Annotated in this window: 18 protein-coding genes; 1 reads left to right on the plus strand and 17 read right to left on the minus strand. The window is 53.6% G+C overall.

What is annotated here, in order from left to right:
• Positions 1 to 20 precede the first annotated feature (20 nt).
• From menF to lrhA, 17 genes are all read right to left on the minus strand, one after another.
• Positions 21 to 1,361, minus strand: a complete 1,341-nt coding sequence (gene menF / locus KWG64_RS02505; RefSeq protein ID WP_218520822.1) for an isochorismate synthase MenF — start codon at positions 1,359 to 1,361, stop codon at positions 21 to 23.
• 230 nt (positions 1,362 to 1,591) lie between these two features.
• Positions 1,592 to 1,900, minus strand: a complete 309-nt coding sequence (locus KWG64_RS02510; RefSeq protein ID WP_195816361.1) for a DUF883 family protein — start codon at positions 1,898 to 1,900, stop codon at positions 1,592 to 1,594.
• A 104-nt stretch (positions 1,901 to 2,004) separates the two neighbouring features.
• Complete coding sequence (locus tag KWG64_RS02515; protein ID WP_218520823.1) at positions 2,005 to 2,520, minus strand: DUF1097 domain-containing protein; 516 nt, start codon at positions 2,518 to 2,520, stop codon at positions 2,005 to 2,007.
• Between the two features lie 204 nt (positions 2,521 to 2,724).
• Positions 2,725 to 4,185, minus strand: coding sequence for an NADH-quinone oxidoreductase subunit NuoN (gene nuoN / locus KWG64_RS02520; RefSeq protein WP_195816364.1), 1,461 nt, complete (start codon positions 4,183 to 4,185; stop codon positions 2,725 to 2,727).
• A 6-nt stretch (positions 4,186 to 4,191) separates the two neighbouring features.
• Positions 4,192 to 5,721, minus strand: a complete 1,530-nt coding sequence (gene nuoM, locus KWG64_RS02525) for an NADH-quinone oxidoreductase subunit M (protein ID WP_218520824.1) — start codon at positions 5,719 to 5,721, stop codon at positions 4,192 to 4,194.
• Positions 5,722 to 5,818: 97 nt separating this feature from the next.
• Complete coding sequence (nuoL, locus tag KWG64_RS02530; protein ID WP_218520825.1) at positions 5,819 to 7,666, minus strand: NADH-quinone oxidoreductase subunit L; 1,848 nt, start codon at positions 7,664 to 7,666, stop codon at positions 5,819 to 5,821.
• Entirely contained in the window at positions 7,663 to 7,965 is a 303-nt protein-coding gene (nuoK, locus tag KWG64_RS02535) for an NADH-quinone oxidoreductase subunit NuoK (protein ID WP_004936014.1), read from the minus strand. Before nuoK ends, nuoL begins: the two co-directional genes overlap by 4 nt.
• The gene (nuoJ, locus tag KWG64_RS02540; protein ID WP_101076100.1) at positions 7,962 to 8,519 is read right to left on the minus strand and encodes an NADH-quinone oxidoreductase subunit J; all 558 of its coding nucleotides are present in this window, start codon (positions 8,517 to 8,519) and stop codon (positions 7,962 to 7,964) included. Before nuoJ ends, nuoK begins: the two co-directional genes overlap by 4 nt.
• Before the next feature lie 12 nt (positions 8,520 to 8,531).
• The gene (gene nuoI / locus KWG64_RS02545; RefSeq protein ID WP_101076101.1) at positions 8,532 to 9,074 is read right to left on the minus strand and encodes an NADH-quinone oxidoreductase subunit NuoI; all 543 of its coding nucleotides are present in this window, start codon (positions 9,072 to 9,074) and stop codon (positions 8,532 to 8,534) included.
• 14 nt (positions 9,075 to 9,088) lie between these two features.
• On the minus strand, positions 9,089 to 10,066 hold the full coding sequence (gene nuoH / locus KWG64_RS02550; protein ID WP_013574595.1) for an NADH-quinone oxidoreductase subunit NuoH: 978 nt from the start codon (positions 10,064 to 10,066) through the stop codon (positions 9,089 to 9,091).
• Positions 10,063 to 12,789 carry an NADH-quinone oxidoreductase subunit NuoG gene (gene nuoG, locus KWG64_RS02555; protein ID WP_218520826.1) on the minus strand — a complete coding sequence of 909 codons (2,727 nt, stop codon included), beginning with the start codon at positions 12,787 to 12,789 and terminating at the stop codon, positions 10,063 to 10,065. Before nuoG ends, nuoH begins: the two co-directional genes overlap by 4 nt.
• A gap of 144 nt (positions 12,790 to 12,933) precedes the next feature.
• Entirely contained in the window at positions 12,934 to 14,295 is a 1,362-nt protein-coding gene (gene nuoF / locus KWG64_RS02560; protein ID WP_104921273.1) for an NADH-quinone oxidoreductase subunit NuoF, read from the minus strand.
• Positions 14,292 to 14,828 (minus strand): NADH-quinone oxidoreductase subunit NuoE, encoded by a 537-nt coding sequence (gene nuoE, locus KWG64_RS02565; protein ID WP_255562067.1) that lies wholly within the window; start codon positions 14,826 to 14,828, stop codon positions 14,292 to 14,294. The genes nuoF and nuoE overlap by 4 nt, the downstream gene beginning before the upstream one ends.
• Positions 14,829 to 14,830: 2 nt before the next feature.
• A complete protein-coding gene (gene nuoC, locus KWG64_RS02570) occupies positions 14,831 to 16,630 on the minus strand; it encodes an NADH-quinone oxidoreductase subunit C/D (protein WP_218520827.1) in 1,800 nt (599 codons plus the stop codon).
• A gap of 81 nt (positions 16,631 to 16,711) precedes the next feature.
• Positions 16,712 to 17,386, minus strand: coding sequence for an NADH-quinone oxidoreductase subunit B family protein (locus tag KWG64_RS02575; protein ID WP_101076105.1), 675 nt, complete (start codon positions 17,384 to 17,386; stop codon positions 16,712 to 16,714).
• 22 nt (positions 17,387 to 17,408) lie between these two features.
• The gene (locus KWG64_RS02580; protein ID WP_104921271.1) at positions 17,409 to 17,852 is read right to left on the minus strand and encodes an NADH-quinone oxidoreductase subunit A; all 444 of its coding nucleotides are present in this window, start codon (positions 17,850 to 17,852) and stop codon (positions 17,409 to 17,411) included.
• Between the two features lie 702 nt (positions 17,853 to 18,554).
• Positions 18,555 to 19,499 (minus strand): transcriptional regulator LrhA, encoded by a 945-nt coding sequence (lrhA, locus tag KWG64_RS02585; RefSeq protein ID WP_218520828.1) that lies wholly within the window; start codon positions 19,497 to 19,499, stop codon positions 18,555 to 18,557.
• A 986-nt stretch (positions 19,500 to 20,485) separates the two neighbouring features.
• Between lrhA and KWG64_RS02590 the strand changes: the two genes are divergently transcribed.
• On the plus strand, positions 20,486 to 21,700 hold the full coding sequence (locus KWG64_RS02590; protein WP_152324370.1) for a pyridoxal phosphate-dependent aminotransferase: 1,215 nt from the start codon (positions 20,486 to 20,488) through the stop codon (positions 21,698 to 21,700).
• Positions 21,701 to 21,776 lie beyond the last annotated feature (76 nt).

The following is a 21,776-nucleotide window of genomic DNA, read 5'->3' on the forward strand; positions in this document are numbered from 1 at the left end:
GAACTCACTCCGGCAAAGGATTATCCGGCCTGAACGGCAGGCGTGTAATGCTCTTCCAACAATGTCCGCAATCCTGCGGCCTTGTTTTCGATTTCCTGCCATTCCTGTGCAGCGTCTGAACCGGCGACAATCCCCGCCCCGGCGTAAAGTTCCAGCTGATGTCCTTTTACCGCCGCAGAGCGCAATGCCACGGTAAATTCACTTTGTTCAGTACTGAGATACCCGGCAGAACCGGCGTACCACTGGCGGTCAAACGGCTCATAACTGGCGATAAATTCACGCGCGGCCTGACGCGGTAACCCGGCCACCGCCGCCGTCGGTTGCAGACGTTGCAGACATCCGGCGTCATCGGCCTCGGCGAGCTCGCCGTGGATGCTGCGGCGCAGATGCTGTACTTTGCGTAACCGCAAAATCTCAGCAGGCATCACGTCCAGAGAATGCGCCCCGCCCTGCAAACGCTGGCAAATATCATCAACCACCAGCAGGTTTTCGCGCTGGTTTTTGCCATCATTCAGCAGCCATTCGCCGAGCGTTTGTGCTTCATCATCATCAGGATGATTGGCGACAGTGCCTGCCAGCGCTTCGGTGAACAATTCAGTATGGTCGCGCAGGAAAAGACGTTCCGGGCTGGAGCCCAGAAAAGCCTGTTGCGGCGTAAACGCCAGCATGAAGTGATAACAGCGATGATTGACTTCGCGGCTGGCGGCGAGAAAAGCGCAGGCGTTCAGCGGCTGGCTGAGCGTTAAGGTCGTTTTACGGGCGAGAACGACTTTGTCGAATTGCTGCTGCTCAATGCAGGTCAGCGCCTGTGAAATCAGTTCGTTCCACTGCGGTTGTGCGGGCAGATGCTGGTGCTGGATAACGCGGGAAGTGATCGGCGGCAAATCCCGGCTGGCGACCAGCGAACGCAGGAACAACCGGGTGCGTCGTGCTTCATCGCACAATGAGCGGGTGCTGAAAACGGTACAGCGCAGCCAGTAAGTGGTGCCTTTACGGCAGAGTTCAATGCGTGGCAGGAAGAGTGCGTTGGCGGCAAATGCGGCGTCATCGTTGTCCGCATTGAAGGCGTTCAGCCCCCAGATATGCAGATCGGGAATGTCCTGGTACTCGCGGATAAAATCCTGCGCCTGCGACAGGTTACCAAACGCATAGGCATCGCCACACACGGCGGCTTCTTCATCACCATCGCGCTGCTGCCAGTAGAATTTCGGATAGCACGGTTGTGCGGATAACCATTCAAGCAGGCCGGTGTCAGGCTGTTTTTGCAGGGAATAACTGAACTGCCGGATGCCCGCGGTATCAGGCCATTCGCCTGCAAGCGCTGTATCAAGCTGTTCAATGATTGCTGATATTTGTTTCACCGCTACCTCGGGCCATACCGGATGTTTTGTGACGGGCAGAAATACCCTTCTGGATCAAAAAACGGGTTGGATCAATTACGGATGAATTATGCGGCGATACGAAAAATGAAAATATGCGACAGATCAAGCTGAAGTGAGTGACGTTAGCTAAGAAGGAGTATAGGAGGAGAGAAAGGAGTAATCAAACGTTAGGCAGCAGGAGCAGCGAAAACCGCTCCTGCTCAGCGGGATTAGCGTCGAAGAAGGAGGCCAACCACCAGACCTACGGCCGCGCCAACACCGACGCCGTGCCATGGGTTATCGCGCACATAGCTGTCAGTTTGTTCTGCAACTTTGCGGGCTTTTTTACAGTAAGAGCGAGCCTGAGGATCAATGCGCGATTTGATGTCTTTCAGTGCATTTTCTGCACGCGCTTTGATTTGGACATATTTCTCATCGGCTTTATCACCGGAAGATTTCAGCACTTCTTCCAGAGTTTCAGTCAGCATACGCAAATCGTCATCTAACGAGTTCTGCTGTGTCTCAAATTGGTCAGCCATGTTTATCTCCTTATGATGTGAAAATTCACACTGCCTATAACCCTAGCGCAGAACGGGAGTAAATGCCCGCTGGATCCGCATAAACTGCCGTAAATTCGGGAGTTTTAAGAACCTTCTGACCCTTCGGTTTTCACAAAAACGGCAGATTTTTCCGGCTGCGCACGCGATTTTTCACGCTGTTTCGCCAGCCATAATCCGCTGTTTTTCATCGCATAACCGAACACCAGCCCGACCAGCAGCGACACGACGACCTGGCGCCAGTCGCCCTGCGCGGCAAAGGTCGCACACGCGCCGATGAAGGTGCCCGGCACAAAAGCCAGCCATTGTTGCCAGGCCTGAATACACATGAGGAAAGCGACAACGCCGGTCAGCATGTAGCCGAGAATACTCAGTTCCGGGCGCATCGCGCTGCCCGCGATAATGACGACCGCCCAGAAAACGCCGCTCATGCAGGTCAGCGTGCTGATCACGAGTCCGCGCAACCCGCCCTGCGGGCAGGCGAAATAAGCGGTGCAGCCCAGGAAACCTGCCCAGCCGATCAGACCCAGACTGACAGCCACCCAGCCCCAGAGACCGGAGAGGATCCCGGTGGTGATCGCGATCATCACTAAAACATTCATGTTTAAAACCTGCACAAATTTGAACAAGCGCGCAGTTTACGCATTGATGGGAAGAATGGAATGGGGAAGATCACAAATTTAATGTAATGATTCGTTGAACGTACATATAAATGTGATTTACATCACACATCAAGACCTATTAATTAAAGAAGCCGCTCATCTGAGCGGCTTCTTTGTTTGTTACTGCATTCGTGACGGTAAAAATCAGAGCAGCGGTTGGGCCATCTGAACCAGCGAAATCAGCGGTTGCGGGAAGATACCCAGCAACAGCACCAGAATCGCGGAAATCAGAACCACCACGCCGCCTGCCGTTAACGCCCAGTTGTTCGGGGTGTCACGGACCAGCGTTTCCGGCGCGCTGAGATACAGGCTCACGGTCACGCGCAGGTAGTAGTAAAGACCAATCGCAGAACCGACAACCACAGCGCCGGTCAGCCACCACAGATGCGCGGTGACACCGGTCGCAATCACGTAGAACTTACCGATAAAGCCGAGCGTCATCGGAATACCGGCCAGTGACAACATCATCACAGTCATCACCGCGGACAGGATCGGTTTATGCCAGAACAGACCACGGTAGGAGAACAGCGATTCTGCGTCCGGGCCTTTGTACGGGCTGGACATCAGGCTGACCACACCGAACGCGCCGAGGCTGCTGAACAGGTAACCGGCCAGATACACACCGACGGTTTCCATCGACAGCTGATGCGTTTGCACGGCAATCAGCGCCACCAGAAGATAACCCAAGTGAGCGATTGACGAGTAACCCAGCAGACGCTTGATGTTGCTCTGGCTGATGGCCATCAGGTTACCGACCAGAATCGAACAGAAGGCGATAATGCCCAGAACGATACGGATGGCTTCGCTGTCAGCAACCGGTGCATACAGGAACAAACGCATGACCACGGCAAAGATAGCGATTTTGCTGGCGGTCGCCAGGAAAGTCGAAACCGGTGCCGGAGCGCCCTGATACACGTCCGGAGTCCACAGATGGAACGGAACCAGTGACAGTTTGAAGCCCAGACCGACAATCATCATGCCCAGACCGGCCATCAGCAGTGGCTGATGCAGCATCTGTCCGTCGCCCAGGTTTTTGCCCAATGACGCAAAGGACAAATCACCAGATTGTGCGTACAGCAGCGCCATACCGAACAGCAGGAATGAGGAGGCCGCCGCAGACAGCAGCATGTATTTGATAGCGGCTTCGAGCGAACGTTTCTGGCGATAGGCGTAACCGATCAGGCCAAACAATGGCAGGGAAATCAGTTCGATCCCCAGGAACATTGACGCCAGATGGTTAGAACAGGCCAGCAGAATGCCGCCCATGGCCGCGATGAGAACTAACAGGTAGAACTCTTCACGGTTGTCCGGATAACCGGCCAGCCACGGATAAGCAAACGTACTGGTTGCCAGACTCGCCAGCAAGACCAGCCCGATGTAGAACATCGAATAACCGTCAACACGCAGCAGCGGTGTGACGTCCTGCGGCCCGACCTGCCCGACGTAGTAAAGGGAAAGTAAGGCAACGTTCAGCCCGATGACTGTCAGTGTGGCATTGAGAAAATGGTCGCGTCGCCACGCAATGGACAGCATCACCACCACCACCGTCAATCCGACGATCATCAGCGGTAATAGTGCGATCAGATTTTGAAGTGTAAATGTCATGGCGAGTTACGGCCTTGTCGTTGAAATAGTGGAAACTGAAGACCCGAACCAGTGCTGAATGTTGCTCATCGCTGCACCTGAGGTATCCAGAATTGGCTGCGGGAACACGCCCAGCGCCACCAGCAATACCACCAGCAACAGGATGATCGACAATTCACGTGAGGTCATGCCTTGCAGCGGCTCGTCGGATTTTGCTTTGCCGTAATAAGCGCGCTGCATCATCACCAGGGAGTACACCGAAGCGAACACCAGGCCGAAGGTCGAGATGACAGTGATCACCGGAACAACCGGGAAGCTGCCAAACAGGATCATGAATTCACCCACAAAGTTACCGGTACCCGGCATCCCTAAGGTCGCCACGGCAAAGAACAGCGACAACGCTGGCAGGTATTTAATGCGTCCCCACAATCCGCCCATCTGGCGCATATCGCGGGTATGCAGACGTTCGTACAGCTGACCACAGATGATGAACATACCGGCTGCGGACAGACCGTGTGCAATCATCTGAATCACTGCGCCCTGGTACGCCAGCTGGCTGCCGGTGTAAATCGCAATCAGCACGAAGCCCATGTGCGAAACCGAGGTGTAAGCAATCAGACGTTTGATGTCGGTCTGGCAGAACGCCATCCATGCACCGTAGAAGATACCAATCACACCCAGCCACATGGCAATCGGCGCGAACTGATGAGAGGCTTCCGGGAACAGTGGCAGACAGAAACGTAACATCCCGTAGGCCGCGGTTTTCAGCAAGATACCCGCTAAGTCAACGGAACCGGCGGTAGGTGCCTGGCTGTGAGCATCCGGCAACCAGCCGTGCAATGGCACAACCGGCATTTTCACCGCAAAGGCGATGAAGAAGCCCAGCATCAGCAGATATTCAACGTTATGCGACATCGGCGTTTTCAGCAGGTCAGCATAGTTGAATGTCCACACGCCGGTGGCGTTGTAGTGCACGAACACCAGTCCGAGGATGGCAATCAACATCACCAGACCACTGGACTGCGTATAGATGAAGAATTTGGTTGCTGCGCTGATACGCGTTTTACCGTCTGACGCTTTGTGCCCCCACAAGGCAATCAGGAAGTACATCGGCACCAGCATCATTTCCCAGAAGAAGAAGAACAGGAACATGTCGATGGCAAGGAACACGCCGATAACGCCGCCGAGGATCCACAGCAAGTTCAGGTGGAAGAAGCCCTGATATTTCTGGATTTCACGCCACGAACAGAGGATCGCCAGCACGCCCAGCAGGCCGGTCAGCACGACCATCAGCAGGGACAAACCGTCCAGCGCCAGATGGAAGCTGATGCCAAAACGTGGGATCCACGGCACCGAAAACTCGGACTGCCACTGTGGAATACCCGCAGGCGTCGTTAATGAATATCCTCCCTGCAACCACAATTGCACGGAAAGAGCCAGCGTCAGCCCCATCGCAATTAACGCGATCCAGCGCGGTACTTTGCTCCCAAAGCGCTCAGTCTGCCAGCACAGCAGCCCGCCGATAAAGGGGATAAATATTAGCCAAGGTAATAGCATGGCGTGTCGTTCCCTTCTTTTATGCCCGAAGGCTATTTCACTTGCCGGCCCGTTACACCAACGGGCCGGCATTGACAGTTACACCCGTAATGCAGGCTTAAATCACCAGCAGCAGCGCCAGAACAACCACTGCACCGAGCCCCATTGACGCGACATACCAACGCACCTGACCATTTTCACTCAATGTCAGACCACGGTTACCCAGGCGGGCAAAGATCGCAGGCAGATTCATCATTGAGTTCAGCGGGTCACGTTGCAGGAGTTTCGCCACCAGCAGATACGGTTTGACGAAAATCATGTCGTACAGCCAGTCGAAGCCCCAGGCATGGAACCACCAGGTCGTGAAGAAACGGCCCGGTGCGCTTTTCGCGATGCTGTTAACCAGTGAGCGTTTACCCAGATACAGGGCAGCCGCCAGCAGGATACCGGCAATCGCAATCACGCCAGAGGTGATTTCCAGGGTCAGCACGCTGCCATGCGCCAGCTCAGTGGTATCTGGCAGAACACCTTTCAGCGGCGGAACAATCATCGCGCCAATAAAGGTGGACAGAACCAGTAACACCAGCAGCGGCAGGTGGTGAGTGATGCCTTTACCCGCATGCGCTTTGATTTTCTCTTCGCCGTGGAACACGATGAAGATCATGCGGAAGGTGTACAGCGAGGTCATAAACGCCCCTACCAGACCGGCAACCATCAGGTTCAGATGGCCGTTAGCCAGCGCACCCGCGAGGATTTCGTCTTTACTGAAGAAGCCCGCAGTGATGACAGGTAAGGCGGAAAGTGCCGCGCCACCGACCAGGAAGCAGATATAAACAAGCGGAATGGATTTACGTAATCCCCCCATCTTGAAGATGTTCTGTTCGTGGTGGCAGGCCAGAATGACCGAACCGGAAGAAAGGAACAGTAAGGCTTTGAAGAATGCGTGCGTCATCAGGTGGAAGATGGCGGCATCCCACGCCTGGACGCCCAGCGCCAGGAACATGTAACCAATCTGGCTCATGGTCGAGTAAGCAAGAACGCGTTTGATATCGGTTTGTACCAGCGCCGCAAAGCCTGCGAGCACCAGCGTCACCGCACCAATAATACCGACCAGATGCAGAATCTCCGGCGCCATCAGGAACAGGCCGTGAGTACGTGCAATCAGGTAAACACCTGCGGTTACCATCGTCGCGGCGTGGATCAGCGCGGAAACCGGTGTCGGACCGGCCATGGCGTCTGCCAGCCAGGTCTGCAACGGAAGCTGTGCAGATTTACCCACAGCGCCACCCAGTAACATCAGGGTTGCCCAGGTAATTGCCGTGTCGCCAACCGCCAGTTTCTGCGGTGCCAGCACCATCAGCTCACGGAAGTTCAGCGTACCCAGTTCGCGGTAAAGGATGAACAGTGCGAAAGCCAGGAACACGTCACCGACGCGGGTCACAATGAACGCTTTCATCGCCGCTGCGCCGTTAGCCGGGTTGGAGTAGTAGAAACCGATCAGCAGGTAACTGCACAGGCCCACGCCTTCCCAACCGAGGTACATCAGCAACAGGTTGTCTGCCAGTACCAGAATCACCATGCTGGCGATAAACAGGTTGGTGTACGCGAAGAAGCGTGAGTAGCCTTCTTCACCGCGCATGTACCAGGACGCGAACATGTGGATGAAGAAACCGACACCGGTGACCACGGATAACATGGTCATCGACAAACCGTCGAGGGTCAGCGTCGCGGAAATGTTGAAGTTTCCGACCTGCATCCAGTTCCACAGTGTCTGGTTGAAGATTTCAACGCCCGCCGCTTTCTGGCTGAGGAAGTTGATGCCCACATAAATAGTGGTCAGTGCAGCCAGACCAATGGAGCCTACGCCCACCGTGGCTGACGTATTTTCTGACCAGCGACCGCGTGAGAAGGCCAGCAAAATGAAGCCAATCAGCGGGAACAGAATTGTTAAATAGAGTAAGTTCATCCGCGCATCTCACTGACAGTATCAATATTCAGGGTATGGCGACGGCGATACAGTTGCAGCAGCAACGCCAGGCCAATACTGGCCTCCGCCGCAGCCAGACTGATGGCCAGAATGTACATCACCTGCCCGTCTGCCTGACCCCAGTAGCTTCCCGCCACGATAAACGCCAGCGCTGCCGCGTTGATCATCACTTCCAGACTGATCAGCATAAACAGCAGATTACGGCGAACCAGCAGGCCGGTCAGCCCGAGAACAAAGAGAATTGCAGCCAGAATCAGGCCATGTTGTAGAGGGATCATGCTCTCTCCTCCGTTTTTCTTTTTGCCATTTCTGTCGTGACCGGTGCGTCACCAAAAACTTCGCCCGGTTTATGTTCACGACCAATATGGAACGCCACCACCAGACCGGCCAGCAGCAACATGGACGCCAGTTCAACCGCCAGAACGTAAGGCCCGAACAGCGCGATACCGACGGCTTTCGCGTCAATCATGTCGCCTTTGATGCCGTGTTCATGCAATCCGAGAATCGACATGATCATGACCACCAGAAGGATGACCGACAGAATTGAAGGCCCGATCCAGGTTGCGGGTTTCAGCCACGCGCGTTCCTGCTCCTGGACGTTGCCAAGGTTCAGCATCATCACGACGAACACGAACAGAACCATGATGGCCCCGGCGTAAACGATGATCTCCAGAGCACCGGCAAAGTAGGCGCCGAGCGAGAAGAAGACCGCAGCGATCGCCAGTAAAGAGACGATCAGATACAGCAATGCATGCACCGGATTGGTGTGCGTGATAACACGCAATGTCGCCAACACGGCCACCAGGGCTGCAATATAAAATGCAAATTCCATGCTTGCGGCTCCTTAAGGCAACAGACCTTTGACGTTGATCGGTTTGGCTTCGTTTTCCGCTTCGCCTTTCGGCTTACCGTCAACGGCCATACCGGACATCCGGTAGAAGTTATATTCCGGATATTTACCCGGCCCTGAAATCAACAAATCTTCTTTTTCATACACCAGATCCTGGCGTTTGAATTCACCCAGTTCAAAGTCCGGCGTCAGCTGAATCGCGGTTGTCGGGCACGCTTCTTCACACAGGCCGCAGAAGATGCAGCGTGAGAAGTTGATGCGGAAGAATTCCGGGTACCAGCGGCCATCTTTATGCTCTGCTTTTTGCAGAGAAATACAGCCGACCGGACACGCTACCGCACACAGGTTACAGGCAACGCAGCGCTCTTCGCCGTCCGGATCGCGCGTCAGCACGATACGGCCACGGTAGCGCGGAGGTGGATTGACCGGAACTTCAGGGTACATCTGGGTTTCGCGCTTGGCGAAGGCGTGCAGGCCTATCATCCACAAGCTGCGAACCTGGGTACCGAACCCGACCACTATGTCTTTCAATGTCATGGTTTCATCACCCCTTATTGCGCGTTGTACAAGATGACCGCAGCGGTCGCCAGCAGATTAAGTAACGTCAGCGGCAGGCAAACTTTCCAGCCAAATGACATTACCTGGTCGTAGCGGGGACGCGGCAAAGCAGCACGGATCAAAATGAACATCACCATGAAGAAAGCGGTTTTCAGCGCAAACCAGATAAACGGCGGCAGGAACGGCCCCTGCCAGCCACCGAAGAACAAGGTGACGATCAGCGCAGAGACAGTCACGATACCGATGTATTCCCCCACGAAGAACAGACCGAATTTCATACCGGAATATTCAATGTGGTAACCATCGGCCAGTTCCTGCTCGGCTTCCGGCTGGTCAAACGGGTGACGGTGACACACAGCTACACCGGCAATCGCAAAGGTCACAAAGCCAAAGAACTGCGGAATGATGTTCCAGACATGCGCCTGCGAATTCACGATGTCTTGCAGGTTGAATGAACCCGCCTGCGCCACAACGCCCATCAGCGACAAGCCGAGGAATACTTCGTAGCTCAGGGTCTGGGCCGATGCACGCATCGCACCCAGCAGCGAGTATTTGTTGTTACTGGACCAGCCAGCAAACAACACCGCATAGACAGTCAGACCGGCCATCATAAGGAAGAACAAGATACCGATGTTCAGGTCTGCGGCGAACCAGGTCGGGCTGACCGGCACAATCGCAAAGGAGATCAACAGGGACGTAAACGCAATCATCGGCGCCAGCGTAAAGATGGCTTTGTCGGTGAATTTAGGAACCCAGTCTTCCTTGAAGAACATCTTGATCATGTCGGCAACGAGTTGCAGGGAACCGCCCCAGCCGACACGGTTTGGCCCGTATCGGTTCTGGAACAGGCCCAGCAAGCGACGCTCGCCGAAACTCATGAAGGCCCCGCAGGTCACAACGACCAGCAGGATCACAACGGCTTTCAGGATAGCGATCAACGAATCGATCACAACAGGTGTAAACCAGCTCATTGTGCTGCCTCCCGCAGATTTTCAATCGTTGCGCCAACCAGCACCGGTGGAATACCCGGTAAGCCCAGCGGCAGGCCAAGCTGGCCCTGACTGAGGGTTTCACTCAGACGAACCGGCAGTTTAAGCTGCTGACCGGCGCAGGTGAATTCCACCTGAGAACCGGCATTTACGCCTAACTGAGCCGCATCGGCCGGGTTAACCATCACATAAGGTTGTGGCATACGTTGCTGAATAACCGCAGAACGCTGAGTCATTTCTTCACTGCCGAACAGGTGATAGTAAGGCGCAACACGCCAGTTATCGCTCTGTGCAGTAAAGGCCGCCGGAATACCGGTGAAGTAGTCGAGGTTACCCTCCCCTGCTTCAATCAGACGCACACCCGGATCACCGTGGCGCAGACTGCCGCCCACTTCGCTCTGGAATTTGTTCCAGGCTTGCGGTGAGTTCCAGCCCGGCGCCCAGGCGAATGGTACCTGATTGCGGTTGGCTGTCGGGCTGTTGTTCCCTTCCATCGAGAAGGCAAACATGGTGTCTTTATCTTGCGGCTGACGCGGTTCGTGCACGCTGATGTTGGCGCGCATTGCGGTACGGCCACTTGAGCGGTGCGGAGAACGTGCCAGTTTCTGACCACGAATACGGAAGCTGGCGTTTGGCGCGGCTTCCACCATGCCTTTCAGCTGTGGCAGTGCTTCAACGCAGGCGTCGATAACGTGATCAAGCTGAGTCCAGTCCACATGACGGCTGTTGATGGTGGAATGCAGCGAGTGCATCCAGCGCCAGCTTTCCAGCATGGAAACGGTGGTGTCGTAGTAAGCCGGGTCATAAACCTGGAAGAAACGCTGTGCGCGGCCTTCCTGATTCACCAGCGTACCGTCGCTTTCAGCAAAACTTGCCGCAGGCAGGATCAGGCTGGCTTTATCCATGATGCGGGTGCGCTGATGGTCAACGACCAGCAGGTTCTGCACTTTCGCTAACGCTGCGTCCACCTTCGCTGCCGGAGCCTGACGGTAAAGGTCATTCTCCATCACGATGGCGCTGTCAGCGTCGCCACGGGTCAGAAGCTCAAGCGCGTCATCCAGCGTGCCGCCGCCAATCATCGATAAACCGATGCTGTTGGCCGCAGAAGCCACGAAGGTGATGCCGACATTGCTGCCCGCCACTTTCAGTGCTTTCGCGATGTTGGCTGCCGCTTCGATAATCGCGTCAGAACCGGCGTTAGAACCGGTGATGATCAGTGGCTTGCGGGCACCGGTCAGCGCCTGCACGATCACGTCAATTTTCTTGTTCAGGCCTTCAGCCAGATCAGTGACCGCCGGTGCTGAATTATCCAGCGCATGGGCGATAGCAAAGCCGAAACGCGCTTGTTCATCTACCGGCGCGCGGTAATTGTAAGCCGCGATATCATCAAGCTTGGTGTTGTCTACGTTCGTGATGAACAACGGGTGCTTGGCGTGCTGACCAATGTTTTGCACCGCCGCGATTTGCCAGTCGGCAACACGTTGTGCCGCCGCCATCGCGCGCGCTTTACCTTTCACCGCCTGACGGACAGACAGTGCGATACGTGCGCCGGTCTGGGTTAAATCTTCGCCCAGCACCAGAACCGCATCATATTCTTCGATTTCACGCAGCGCTGGCGTGTGAACGCCGCTGTTGCGCAGAACGTTGAGCATCAGTTGCAGACGCCCTTGCTCTGCCGCGTTGATGCCGGTGTAGAAGTTTTCTGCCCCAACCAGTTCACGCAGCGCGAAGTTGCTTTCCAGGCTGGCTCGCGGAGAACCGATACCGATGGTTTTCTTCGCCTGACGGATGATATCCGCCGCGCCCTGCATCGCCTGTTCGGCGTTGAGTTCGATCCAGTCGTTGCCACGCAATTGCAGTGGTTTCTTCGGACGATCTTTCAGGTTCACGTAGCCGTAACCGAAACGACCACGGTCGCAGAGGAAATAGTGGTTTACGGTCCCGTTATAGCGGTTTTCAATACGACGCAGTTCGCCATAACGCTCGCCCGGGCTGGTGTTACAGCCAACAGAACATTGCTGGCAGATGCTTGGCGCAAACTGCATGTCCCATTTACGGTTGTAGCGTTCGGAGTGCGTTTTATCGGTGAACACGCCTGTCGGACAGACTTCTACCAGGTTACCGGAGAACTCGCTTTCCAGCGGGCCATCTTCCGGGCGACCGAAATAGACGTTGTCGTGCGCGCCATAGACACCCAGATCGGTGCCGTCCGCGTAATCCTTGTAGTAACGGACGCAACGGTAGCAGGCGATACAGCGGTTCATTTCATGCGAGATGAACGGACCGAGATCCTGGTTGTTATGAGTACGTTTGGTAAAGCGGTAGCGGCGCATACTGTGGCCGGTCATCACCGTCATATCCTGAAGGTGACAGTTACCGCCTTCCTCACACACCGGACAGTCGTGCGGGTGGTTGGTCATCAGCCATTCCACGACGCTTTCACGGAATTCTTTCGCTTCTCCGTCGTCGATGGAAATGAAGGTGCCATCAGACGCTGGTGTCATACATGACATCACCAGACGACCGCGCGTGTCTTCCGCATTTTGGTATTGCTTAACCGCACATTGGCGGCAAGCGCCGACGCTTCCCAGCGCCGGATGCCAGCAAAAATAAGGAATATCGAGGCCGAGAGAGAGGCAAGCCTGTAACAGGTTGTCCGCTCCGTCTACATCGTATTCTTTGCCGTCTACATGAATCGTAGCCATAGTCAGCATGCTTCCACGTGGCCCACCTGACGGCGGGCGTTAATCAAAAATTCTTGCCGGGTTGGCGTCTGTCCTGTTAGCAGCGCGTCCCTTGTTCCGGGAATTCGCGCACAGCGGGCTCACGTCCGCCGTCTGTTGCCTTCACTACCAGCGTTGTTTGAGCAGGTTGTTTGGCTGAATACCGCCAATCGCCCGCGCATTGTTGTAATGCTGTTTGGCGATACCCGCCTCGAACTCTTCCCGGAAATATTTAATCGCACTCTGCAATGGCTCCACGGCACCCGGCGCGTGTGCGCAGAAGGTTTTGCCCGGACCCAGCTGGCGGCAAAGCTGCTCAAGGGTTTCGATATCCCCTGGCTGGCCTTCGCCACGTTCCAGCGCGCGCAGAATTTTCACACTCCACGGCAAACCGTCACGGCACGGGGTACACCAGCCACAGGATTCGCGGGCGAAGAACTCTTCGAGGTTACGCACCAGCGGAACCATGCCGATTTCGTTATCTACCGCCATCGCCAGCGCCGTACCCAGACGGCTTCCGGCTTTACCAATGCTGGCAAAATCCATCGGCAGGTCGAGATGGTCAGCGGTCAGGAAGTCAGTCCCTGCCCCGCCCGGCTGCCAGGCTTTGAAGGTCAGACCATCGCGCATGCCACCGGCATACTCTTCAAGGATTTCACGTGCAGTCGTACCAAATGGCAGTTCCCATACGCCCGGATTTTTTACCCGGCCAGAGAAGCCCATCAGTTTGGTACCAGCATCTTCACTTTTGCCCGCAGAAATACCTTTGTACCAGTCCACGCCGTGCTCAAGGATTGCAGGCACGTTACACAGGGTTTCGACGTTGTTTACACACGTCGGTTTACCCCATGCACCAGCAGAAGCCGGGAACGGTGGCTTGGAACGCGGGTTGGCGCGGCGGCCTTCCAGCGAGTTAATCAGCGCGGTTTCTTCACCACAGATGTAGCGACCTGCACCGGTGTGAACAATCAGTTCGAAATCAAAACCGGTGCCGAGGATATTTTTACCCAGCAGACCTGCCGCTGTGGCTTCTTCGATCGCGCGACGCAGGTTCACGGCGGCTTCGATGTATTCGCCACGCAGGAAGATGTAGCCACGGTAAGATTTCAGCGCGAACGCGGAGATCAACATGCCTTCCACCAGAAGGTGCGGCATTTGCTCCATCAGCATGCGGTCTTTGTAAGTACCCGGTTCCATCTCATCGGCGTTACACAGCAGATAGCGGATGTTCATGCTTTCGTCTTTCGGCATCAGGCTCCACTTCAGACCCGTGGAGAAACCTGCACCACCGCGCCCTTTCAGGCCTGCGTCTTTCACCAGATTGACGATTTCTTCCTGCGCCATGCCTTTCAGCGCTTTTTCTGCACCGACGTAACCGTTTTTGCTGCGGTATTCGTCAATCCAGACAGGCTGTTTGTCATCGCGCATACGCCAGGTCAGCGGATGCATCTCCGGCGTGCGTTCGATATGTCGGGGTGTATAGGTCATGCGTAGCGCTCCAGTAGCTGGCCGATCGCTTCTGGCGTCAGGTGGCTGTGCGTGTCCTCATCAATCATCATTGATGGACCTTTGTCACAGTTCCCCAAACAGCAGGTCGGCAGCAGGGTGAAGCGCCCGTCTTCGGTCGTTTCGCCCGGCTTGATGTGCAACTGTTGTTCAAGAGCAGCCTGGATCCCCTGATAACCAGTGATGTGGCACACCACGCTGTCACAGTAACGGATCACATGGCGGCCAACCGGCTGGCGGAAGATCTGGCTGTAGAATGTCGCCACACCTTCAACGTCGCTGGCGGGAATGCCCAGAACATCGGAGATCGCGTAGATAGCGCCGTCTGGCACCCAACCACGCGCTTTCTGCACGATTTTCAACGCTTCGATAGAGGCCGCGCGGGCATCTTCGTAGTGATGTTTCTCGTGTTCAATCGCTTCACGTTCAGCATCGCTCAGCACGAACACCGGCGGCGCAAAAGGCTCGCTGACGTTGATGTACTGAACTTCTGAGTCTTTGTTGATATCTGTCATCGTTAGCGGTCCACATCTGACATTACAAAATCGATACTGCCCAGATACACGATCAGGTCGGATACCAGGCTGCCACGGATTACGGACGGGATCTGCTGCAAATGCGGGAAGCTCGGCGTACGTACGCGCGTGCGGTAGCTCATGGTGCTGCCGTCACTGGTCAGGTAGTAGCTGTTGATCCCTTTGGTTGCTTCAACCATCTGGAAAGATTCTTGCGCAGGCATGACCGGACCCCACGACACTTGCAGGAAGTGCGTGATCAGGGTTTCGATGTGTTGCAGCGTGCGCTCTTTCGGTGGCGGCGTGGTCAGCGGGTGATCCGCCTTGAACGGGCCTTCCGGCATGTTTTTGTAGCACTGTTCCAGAATGCGCAGGCTCTGACGAAGCTCTTCCACTTTCAGCATCACGCGGGAATAGCAGTCACTGACGCCATCGCCGGTCGGGATTTCAAAATCGAAGTTTTCGTAGCCAGAGTATGGACGCCATTTACGCACGTCGAACGGAATACCCGTTGCGCGCAGGCCAGCACCGGTGGTGCCCCAGGCCAGAGCGTCGTCAGCGTTATACGCCGCCACGCCTTTGGAACGGCCAATCAGAATGGTGTTTTTCAGAGCCGCTTTGACGTAGGAATCCAGACGCGCTGGCATCCAGTCAAGGAACTCACGCAGCAGACGATCCCAGCCTTTCGGCAGGTCATGTGCAACGCCACCAATACGGAACCAGGCCGGATGCATACGGAAACCGGTGATCGCTTCCACCAGATCGTAAATTTTCTGACGATCAGTAAAGGCGAAGAACACTGGCGTCATCGCGCCCACGTCCTGAATAAACGTAGAGATGTACAGCAGGTGGCTGTTGATTCGGAACAGTTCAGACAGCATCACGCGGATGGTGTTAACGCGATCAGGCGTTACGATACCGGCCAGTTTTTCAACCGCCAGAACGTAAGGCATTTCGTTAACACAACCGCCAAGATATTCGATACGGTCGGTATACGGGATGTAGCTGTGCCAGGACTGACGTTCGCCCATTTTTTCAGCACCACGGTGGTGGTAACCGACGTCCGGAACGCAGTCGACAATTTCTTCGCCATCAAGCTGCAATACGATACGGAACGCACCGTGCGCAGACGGGTGGTTTGGCCCGAGGTTGAGGAACATGAAGTCCTCGTTGTCGGTGCCACGCTTCATGCCCCAGTCTTCCGGCTTGAAGGTCAGCGATTCCATCTCGAGTTCTTCTTTTTGCTTAGTCAGCTCATAAGGGTCGAACTCAGTGGCGCGCGCCGGATAATCTTTACGCAGCGGGTGACCTTCCCAGGTCTGCGGCATCATGATGCGCGTCAGGTGCGGGTGGCCATCGAAGGTAATACCGAACATTTCCCAGGTTTCGCGCTCGTACCAGTTGGCGTTCGGGAACACCTTGGTAGCGGTCGGAACATGGAGATCGTTTTCTGACAATGCCACCTTGATCATGATGTCGCGGTTACGCTCGACAGAGATCAGGTGGTAGAAAACGGAAAAATCCGCAGCCGGTAAACCGTCGCGGTGGGTACGTAAACGCTCATCAAAGCCATGCAAATCGAAAAGCATGACATAAGGTTTTGGCTGTTTTCGTAAAAAGGTAATAGCTTCCAGTACCTGTTCGCGCTTGAACCATACCACGGGAATTCCGGTACGGGTTGCCTGAACAGTAAAGGCCTCTGGCCCAAAACGGTTACGCAATTCGCCGATAACCGGATCATCAAGATGATCACGGGTATGCCATGCTGGCAGGGCTGAATCTTGCGTCGTCAAATCTGTCATATTTTTTTCACCACACTAAATGGTCATTTATGCCGTAAGGGGGACACCTCACCCCTCAGGGTTGACTCTCAGACCGCAGTGTTAAATCTCGTCCGGCGAACGCAGATTTGTCACGGCAATACGCTCAGCACGTTTACGCTCTTTTTCAGACTGCATATTCGCGCGGTAAACACCCTGATCGCCAACAACCCATGACAATGGGCGACGTTCTTTACCGATAGATTCCTGCAGCAGCAGTAATGCCTGCATATACGCTTCCGGACGCGGCGGGCAACCCGGGATATACACGTCGACAGGCAGGAATTTATCCACGCCCTGCACAACAGAATAAATATCGTACATGCCGCCGGAATTCGCACAGGCGCCCATCGAAATCACCCATTTCGGTTCCAGCATCTGGTCGTACAGGCGCTGAATAACCGGGGCCATTTTGGTGAAGCAGGTACCTGCGACCACCATGAAGTCAGCCTGACGGGGTGATGCACGCAGAACTTCTGCCCCAAAACGCGCAACGTCATGCACCGCAGTGAATGACGTCACCATTTCGACGTAGCAGCAGGAAAGGCCGAAGTTGTAGGGCCAGAGGGAGTTTTTGCGTCCCCAGTTCACCATGCCGTGCAATGATTCCTGGAGATTTCCCATGAAAACGCTGCGCTTAACCTGCTCCTGAAGAGGATCGCCGACGACCTCCTGGTTTTGCAGGGGGTAACGGTCGTTCTCACCGTCCGGGTCTATGCGGGTGAGCGTATAGTCCATCTTAATGCCTCGCTATGACTGCTTACTGAGGGTGATTGTTGGTATTAATTGCCGGGCTCGGTTTAACAGGTCCTTTCGAACGTGTTGGGGTCCAGTCGAGTGCGCCAATTCGCACCAGATAGAACAAACCTGCCAGCAGTACCAAAATGAAAATGGTGGCTTCAACGAATCCCGTCCAACCGCTTTCGCGGATTGACGTTGACCATGCATAGAGATACAGGGCTTCAACGTCGAAAATGACGAAAAACATTGCGACCAGATAGAACTTTGCGGAAAGGCGCAGACGGGCAGTGCCCACCGAGGCGATACCTGATTCAAAAGGCGTGTTTTTATAGCGTGCTCTGGCTCTCCCGCCAAGGAACGCGGCGCCCAGTAACATCAGGCAGCACAGCCCAACGGCAACGATAAGAAAAACGGCGAACGCCCAATGTTGAGCGATGACTTCAGTGGCTGTTGACATACTCATTGCTTACTCATCAAAAGTGGCACTTTGGCATCTGCTCTTAGGGTCGGCAGTTTGCGTACCACATCGATTCAAGGGAAGGATTAATAACCACACAGTTCACGGCTCAACAAGGCATTAAGCCAGTGATTTGTTGTGGGCTTTTTACCCTTTTCTATAACCTTTTGTCAACTTTGACAAAAGTATCTCCACATTAGTTTACATGCTTAGCATTTAATTAACATATCATGCGACGGTACTTAAGCTAAATCGTGTCAGTTAAATACCGTGATAAAGCATGGGCCTGGGATGGGAGTTATTACATCTTTCGGGCTTTCCTATTGTCGCAGGAATAGTCGGCTCTTCCACTCTCTTAATAGGGGTATTTTTTTGATCCATGTCAGAGTTCTGTCAATTTTGAGACAGAAATGGCCACACATTTAACAAGTTTTGTTGATTTTCAAAAAACGACAAGCGATTTGCGGAAAAATTTGATGCATTTTTTTAACCTAAAAAAATTCAGGATTTTGCGTTATTTAGTGACGTGATAGTCAACGGGAATGACAGTCGTAGCGGGAAAGGAAAGGGGTTAATGCAGAAAAAATCAGGTTTGGATGGAGTTATTAAAGTAAACCGGTAAAAAAACAACTTTTGCACCTCTAAAGAGGTAGAAACCTTTACCCCCGCCCCGATGATCGGAGGCGGAAGGTAAAGCCGGGGTTATTTCTAACTTTGAGAGTCTGTCAGGAACTCATGATCGTCATCCACAACCGGACGCGGACCATAGGCACTGAGAGAATAAGGATCATTCCCTTGCTCAACAGCGTTGAAAATCGCCATCGCCAGTTCATTTTCGCAACGGGCGTTTTTGTACAGCACGTACTGAGTATCCGGCAAGCGTGGCAGACCATCCTGCTCACCCAAAACACGCAGTTCAGGGCTCATCATTTCAATCGGCCGCGCAGTTACGCCCAAACCGGCACGAACCGCAGCACGAATAGCAGACAATGTTGATGCCACATACGCAATACGCCACGGGATCCCCGCCTGGTTGAGATGCTCTATCGCCATCATGCGATACGGGCTGGGTTCATCCAGCACCACCAGCGGCACACTGTCCCCTGACGGATAGGCGAAATCAGCCGAGCAATACCATAATGTTGGCGAAGTTCGCAGGACGATATGCGGATGATCGGTGTTGGTCATCGTCGTGATGGCCAAATCGACTTCCTCACTTTCCAGCATCGACAACATAAACGGGCTGCGTTTCACGCGAACATCAATAGACAACTTTGGATATACCGAAGTCACGCGGCTGAGCAGGAAAGGTAAGATGGTGTCAGCCGTATCGTCTGACGCACCAATCGTTATCCCGCCCTGGACGTTGCTGTACATCAAAGAGGTGCACGCTTCGTCGTTAAAACGAAGAATTTTTCGTGCGTACCCCAATAACTGAATACCGTGTTCAGTTAATAATTTATTGCGTCCATGTCTGGCAAACAGTTCTTTTCCAACGAGTTGTTCTAGACGTTGCATTTGTTGGCTGACCGCCGACTGAGTACGACACACGGCAGCAGCAGCCGCAGCGAACGTATTTAAATCGGCAACAGCGACAAATGTCCTCAACAGGTCAAGGTCGAGATTGAGGATTGGACGATTTGCTATTGTCATAGTTTTTCTTCACTTTATAGAATCTAATAACAAGCTACCCTGATGGTGCGTCAAAGTACCCGCAAAAAGCAGAATACCAGATATGGCAGATACTCACTCATTTGATAAGTGAAATTGAGAAATATTTGTGCACGAAAGTTTTCCACTTTGTGAGCATTGAACCATTAAAAGCACGCACAGTAATTCCGCACAAAGCAGGAATGATTAGAGCGTCTTAATTAATATAGTCCGTCCCGTGAAACCCTTCCACATGCCTTACATACCGGCCTGCTGCTGACAAAACCCTGACAATCGCCAATCTGCCGGAGAAAAAACATAAGTTAAATTAACTAATAAAAGTAACGCATGGAAATATAACCCATTAAATTCATTGGCTCAAATGAATAACCATTTAATGCCACTGGTCATTAGTTAATGGATCATTAAGATTTTTCTTGTTTCATCAAATTTTGTTTATAGTGATTTTTATTATATATATGCCAGTAAAGCATTCACTTATTCAAAAAAGAATAGGTTTCAGATATTGCCCCGACATGATCATTTATCCAGCACTCACTATTAATCATTAGATAAATAAAACTAATTCTCATCAGACATTTTTCCTTGTTTATCATCCGCACACGATTTTTTTTCAGAATTTGTCGAGCTTTGGTAAGTTTTCATGATGTTCTGCCCAAAAAGAACACAGCCGCAAAACCGGAGCGGCGATCGTAGTGCAGCAAAAACAGTGAAATTACCGGTTATAAAACCACCATTTACAAAATAAAAAATCACATAAAATCCAATCATAAGAATTAAAAACCATTTAGTGTCCTGCAAGCCATGGGAAAGAACCACCTCCGGCCGCATTACCGCTGTTTTTCACCAAAACGGTGCACAGCCCTTCTCACACCCGCTCCGGGGGAGTAAATTGACCCCTTCGCACTGTTCTACGGTCGCCTGGCGCCAGGGAAGAACAGGCTTTACTGCAAAAGGCTCCTATTTACATGTCCCCGATTGAAAAATCCCACAAACTGGACAACGTCTGTTATGACATTCGCGGCCCGGTGCTTAAAGAAGCAAAACGTCTTGAAGAAGAAGGCAACAAAGTCCTCAAACTGAACATCGGCAACCCTGCCCCGTTCGGTTTCGACGCGCCGGATGAAATCCTGATCGACGTAATCCGCAATTTGCCGACTTCACAGGGCTACTGTGATTCAAAAGGCCTGTTTTCTGCACGTAAAGCGATCATGCAGCATTATCAGGCGCGCGATATGCGCGACATCACGGTTGAAGACATTTACATCGGTAACGGTGTTTCTGAGCTGATCGTTCAGTCAATGCAGGCATTGCTGAACACGGGCGATGAAATGCTGGTGCCTGCGCCCGATTATCCGTTGTGGACCGCCGCAGTTTCCCTGTCTGGCGGTAACGCGGTGCATTACCTGTGTGATGAAGGTGCTGACTGGTTCCCGGATATCGCCGATATTCGTGACAAAATCACGCCGCGCACCCGTGGCATTGTGATCATCAACCCGAACAATCCAACCGGCGCGGTGTACAGCAAGGAATTGCTGATGCAGATCGTCGAGATTGCGCGTGAACACAATCTGATCATCTTTGCCGACGAAATCTACGACAAGATCCTGTACGACGAAGCTCAGCACATTTCCATTGCGTCGCTGGCGCCAGATCTTCTGACCGTAACCTTCAATGGTCTGTCAAAAACCTACCGCGTTGCCGGTTTCCGTCAGGGCTGGATGGTCCTGAACGGCCCGAAAAAGCACGCCAAAGGTTATATAGAAGGTCTGGAAATGCTGGCCTCTATGCGTTTGTGCGCCAACGTTCCGATGCAGCACGCCATTCAGACAGCGCTGGGCGGTTACCAGAGTATCAGCGAATTCATTCAGCCGGGCGGGCGCCTGGTCGAACAGCGTGACCGCGCGTGGGAACTGATTAATCAGATCCCGGGCGTGTCCTGCGTGAAGCCGAAAGGTGCGCTGTATATGTTCCCGCGAATCGATGCCAAGCGTTTCAATATTCAGGATGACCAGAAAATGGTGCTCGATTTGCTGTTACAGCAAAAAGTCCTGCTGGTTCAGGGCTCCGCCTTTAACTGGCCTTATCCTGACCACGTCCGTATCGTGACGCTCCCGCGCGTAGACGAACTGGAAATGGCAGTGAACAAGTTCGGTCGTTTCCTCGAAACCTACCGTCAGTAATGATCAGGGCGCAGACATCTGCGCCCTTTTTTCTTTCTGCGCATTCCGCATTTGCATAACGGTTTCGCACTGCTCA

The sequence above is a fragment of the Rahnella sp. PD12R genome (assembly GCF_019200965.1).
Classification (GTDB): Bacteria; Pseudomonadota; Gammaproteobacteria; order Enterobacterales; family Enterobacteriaceae; genus Rahnella; species Rahnella laticis.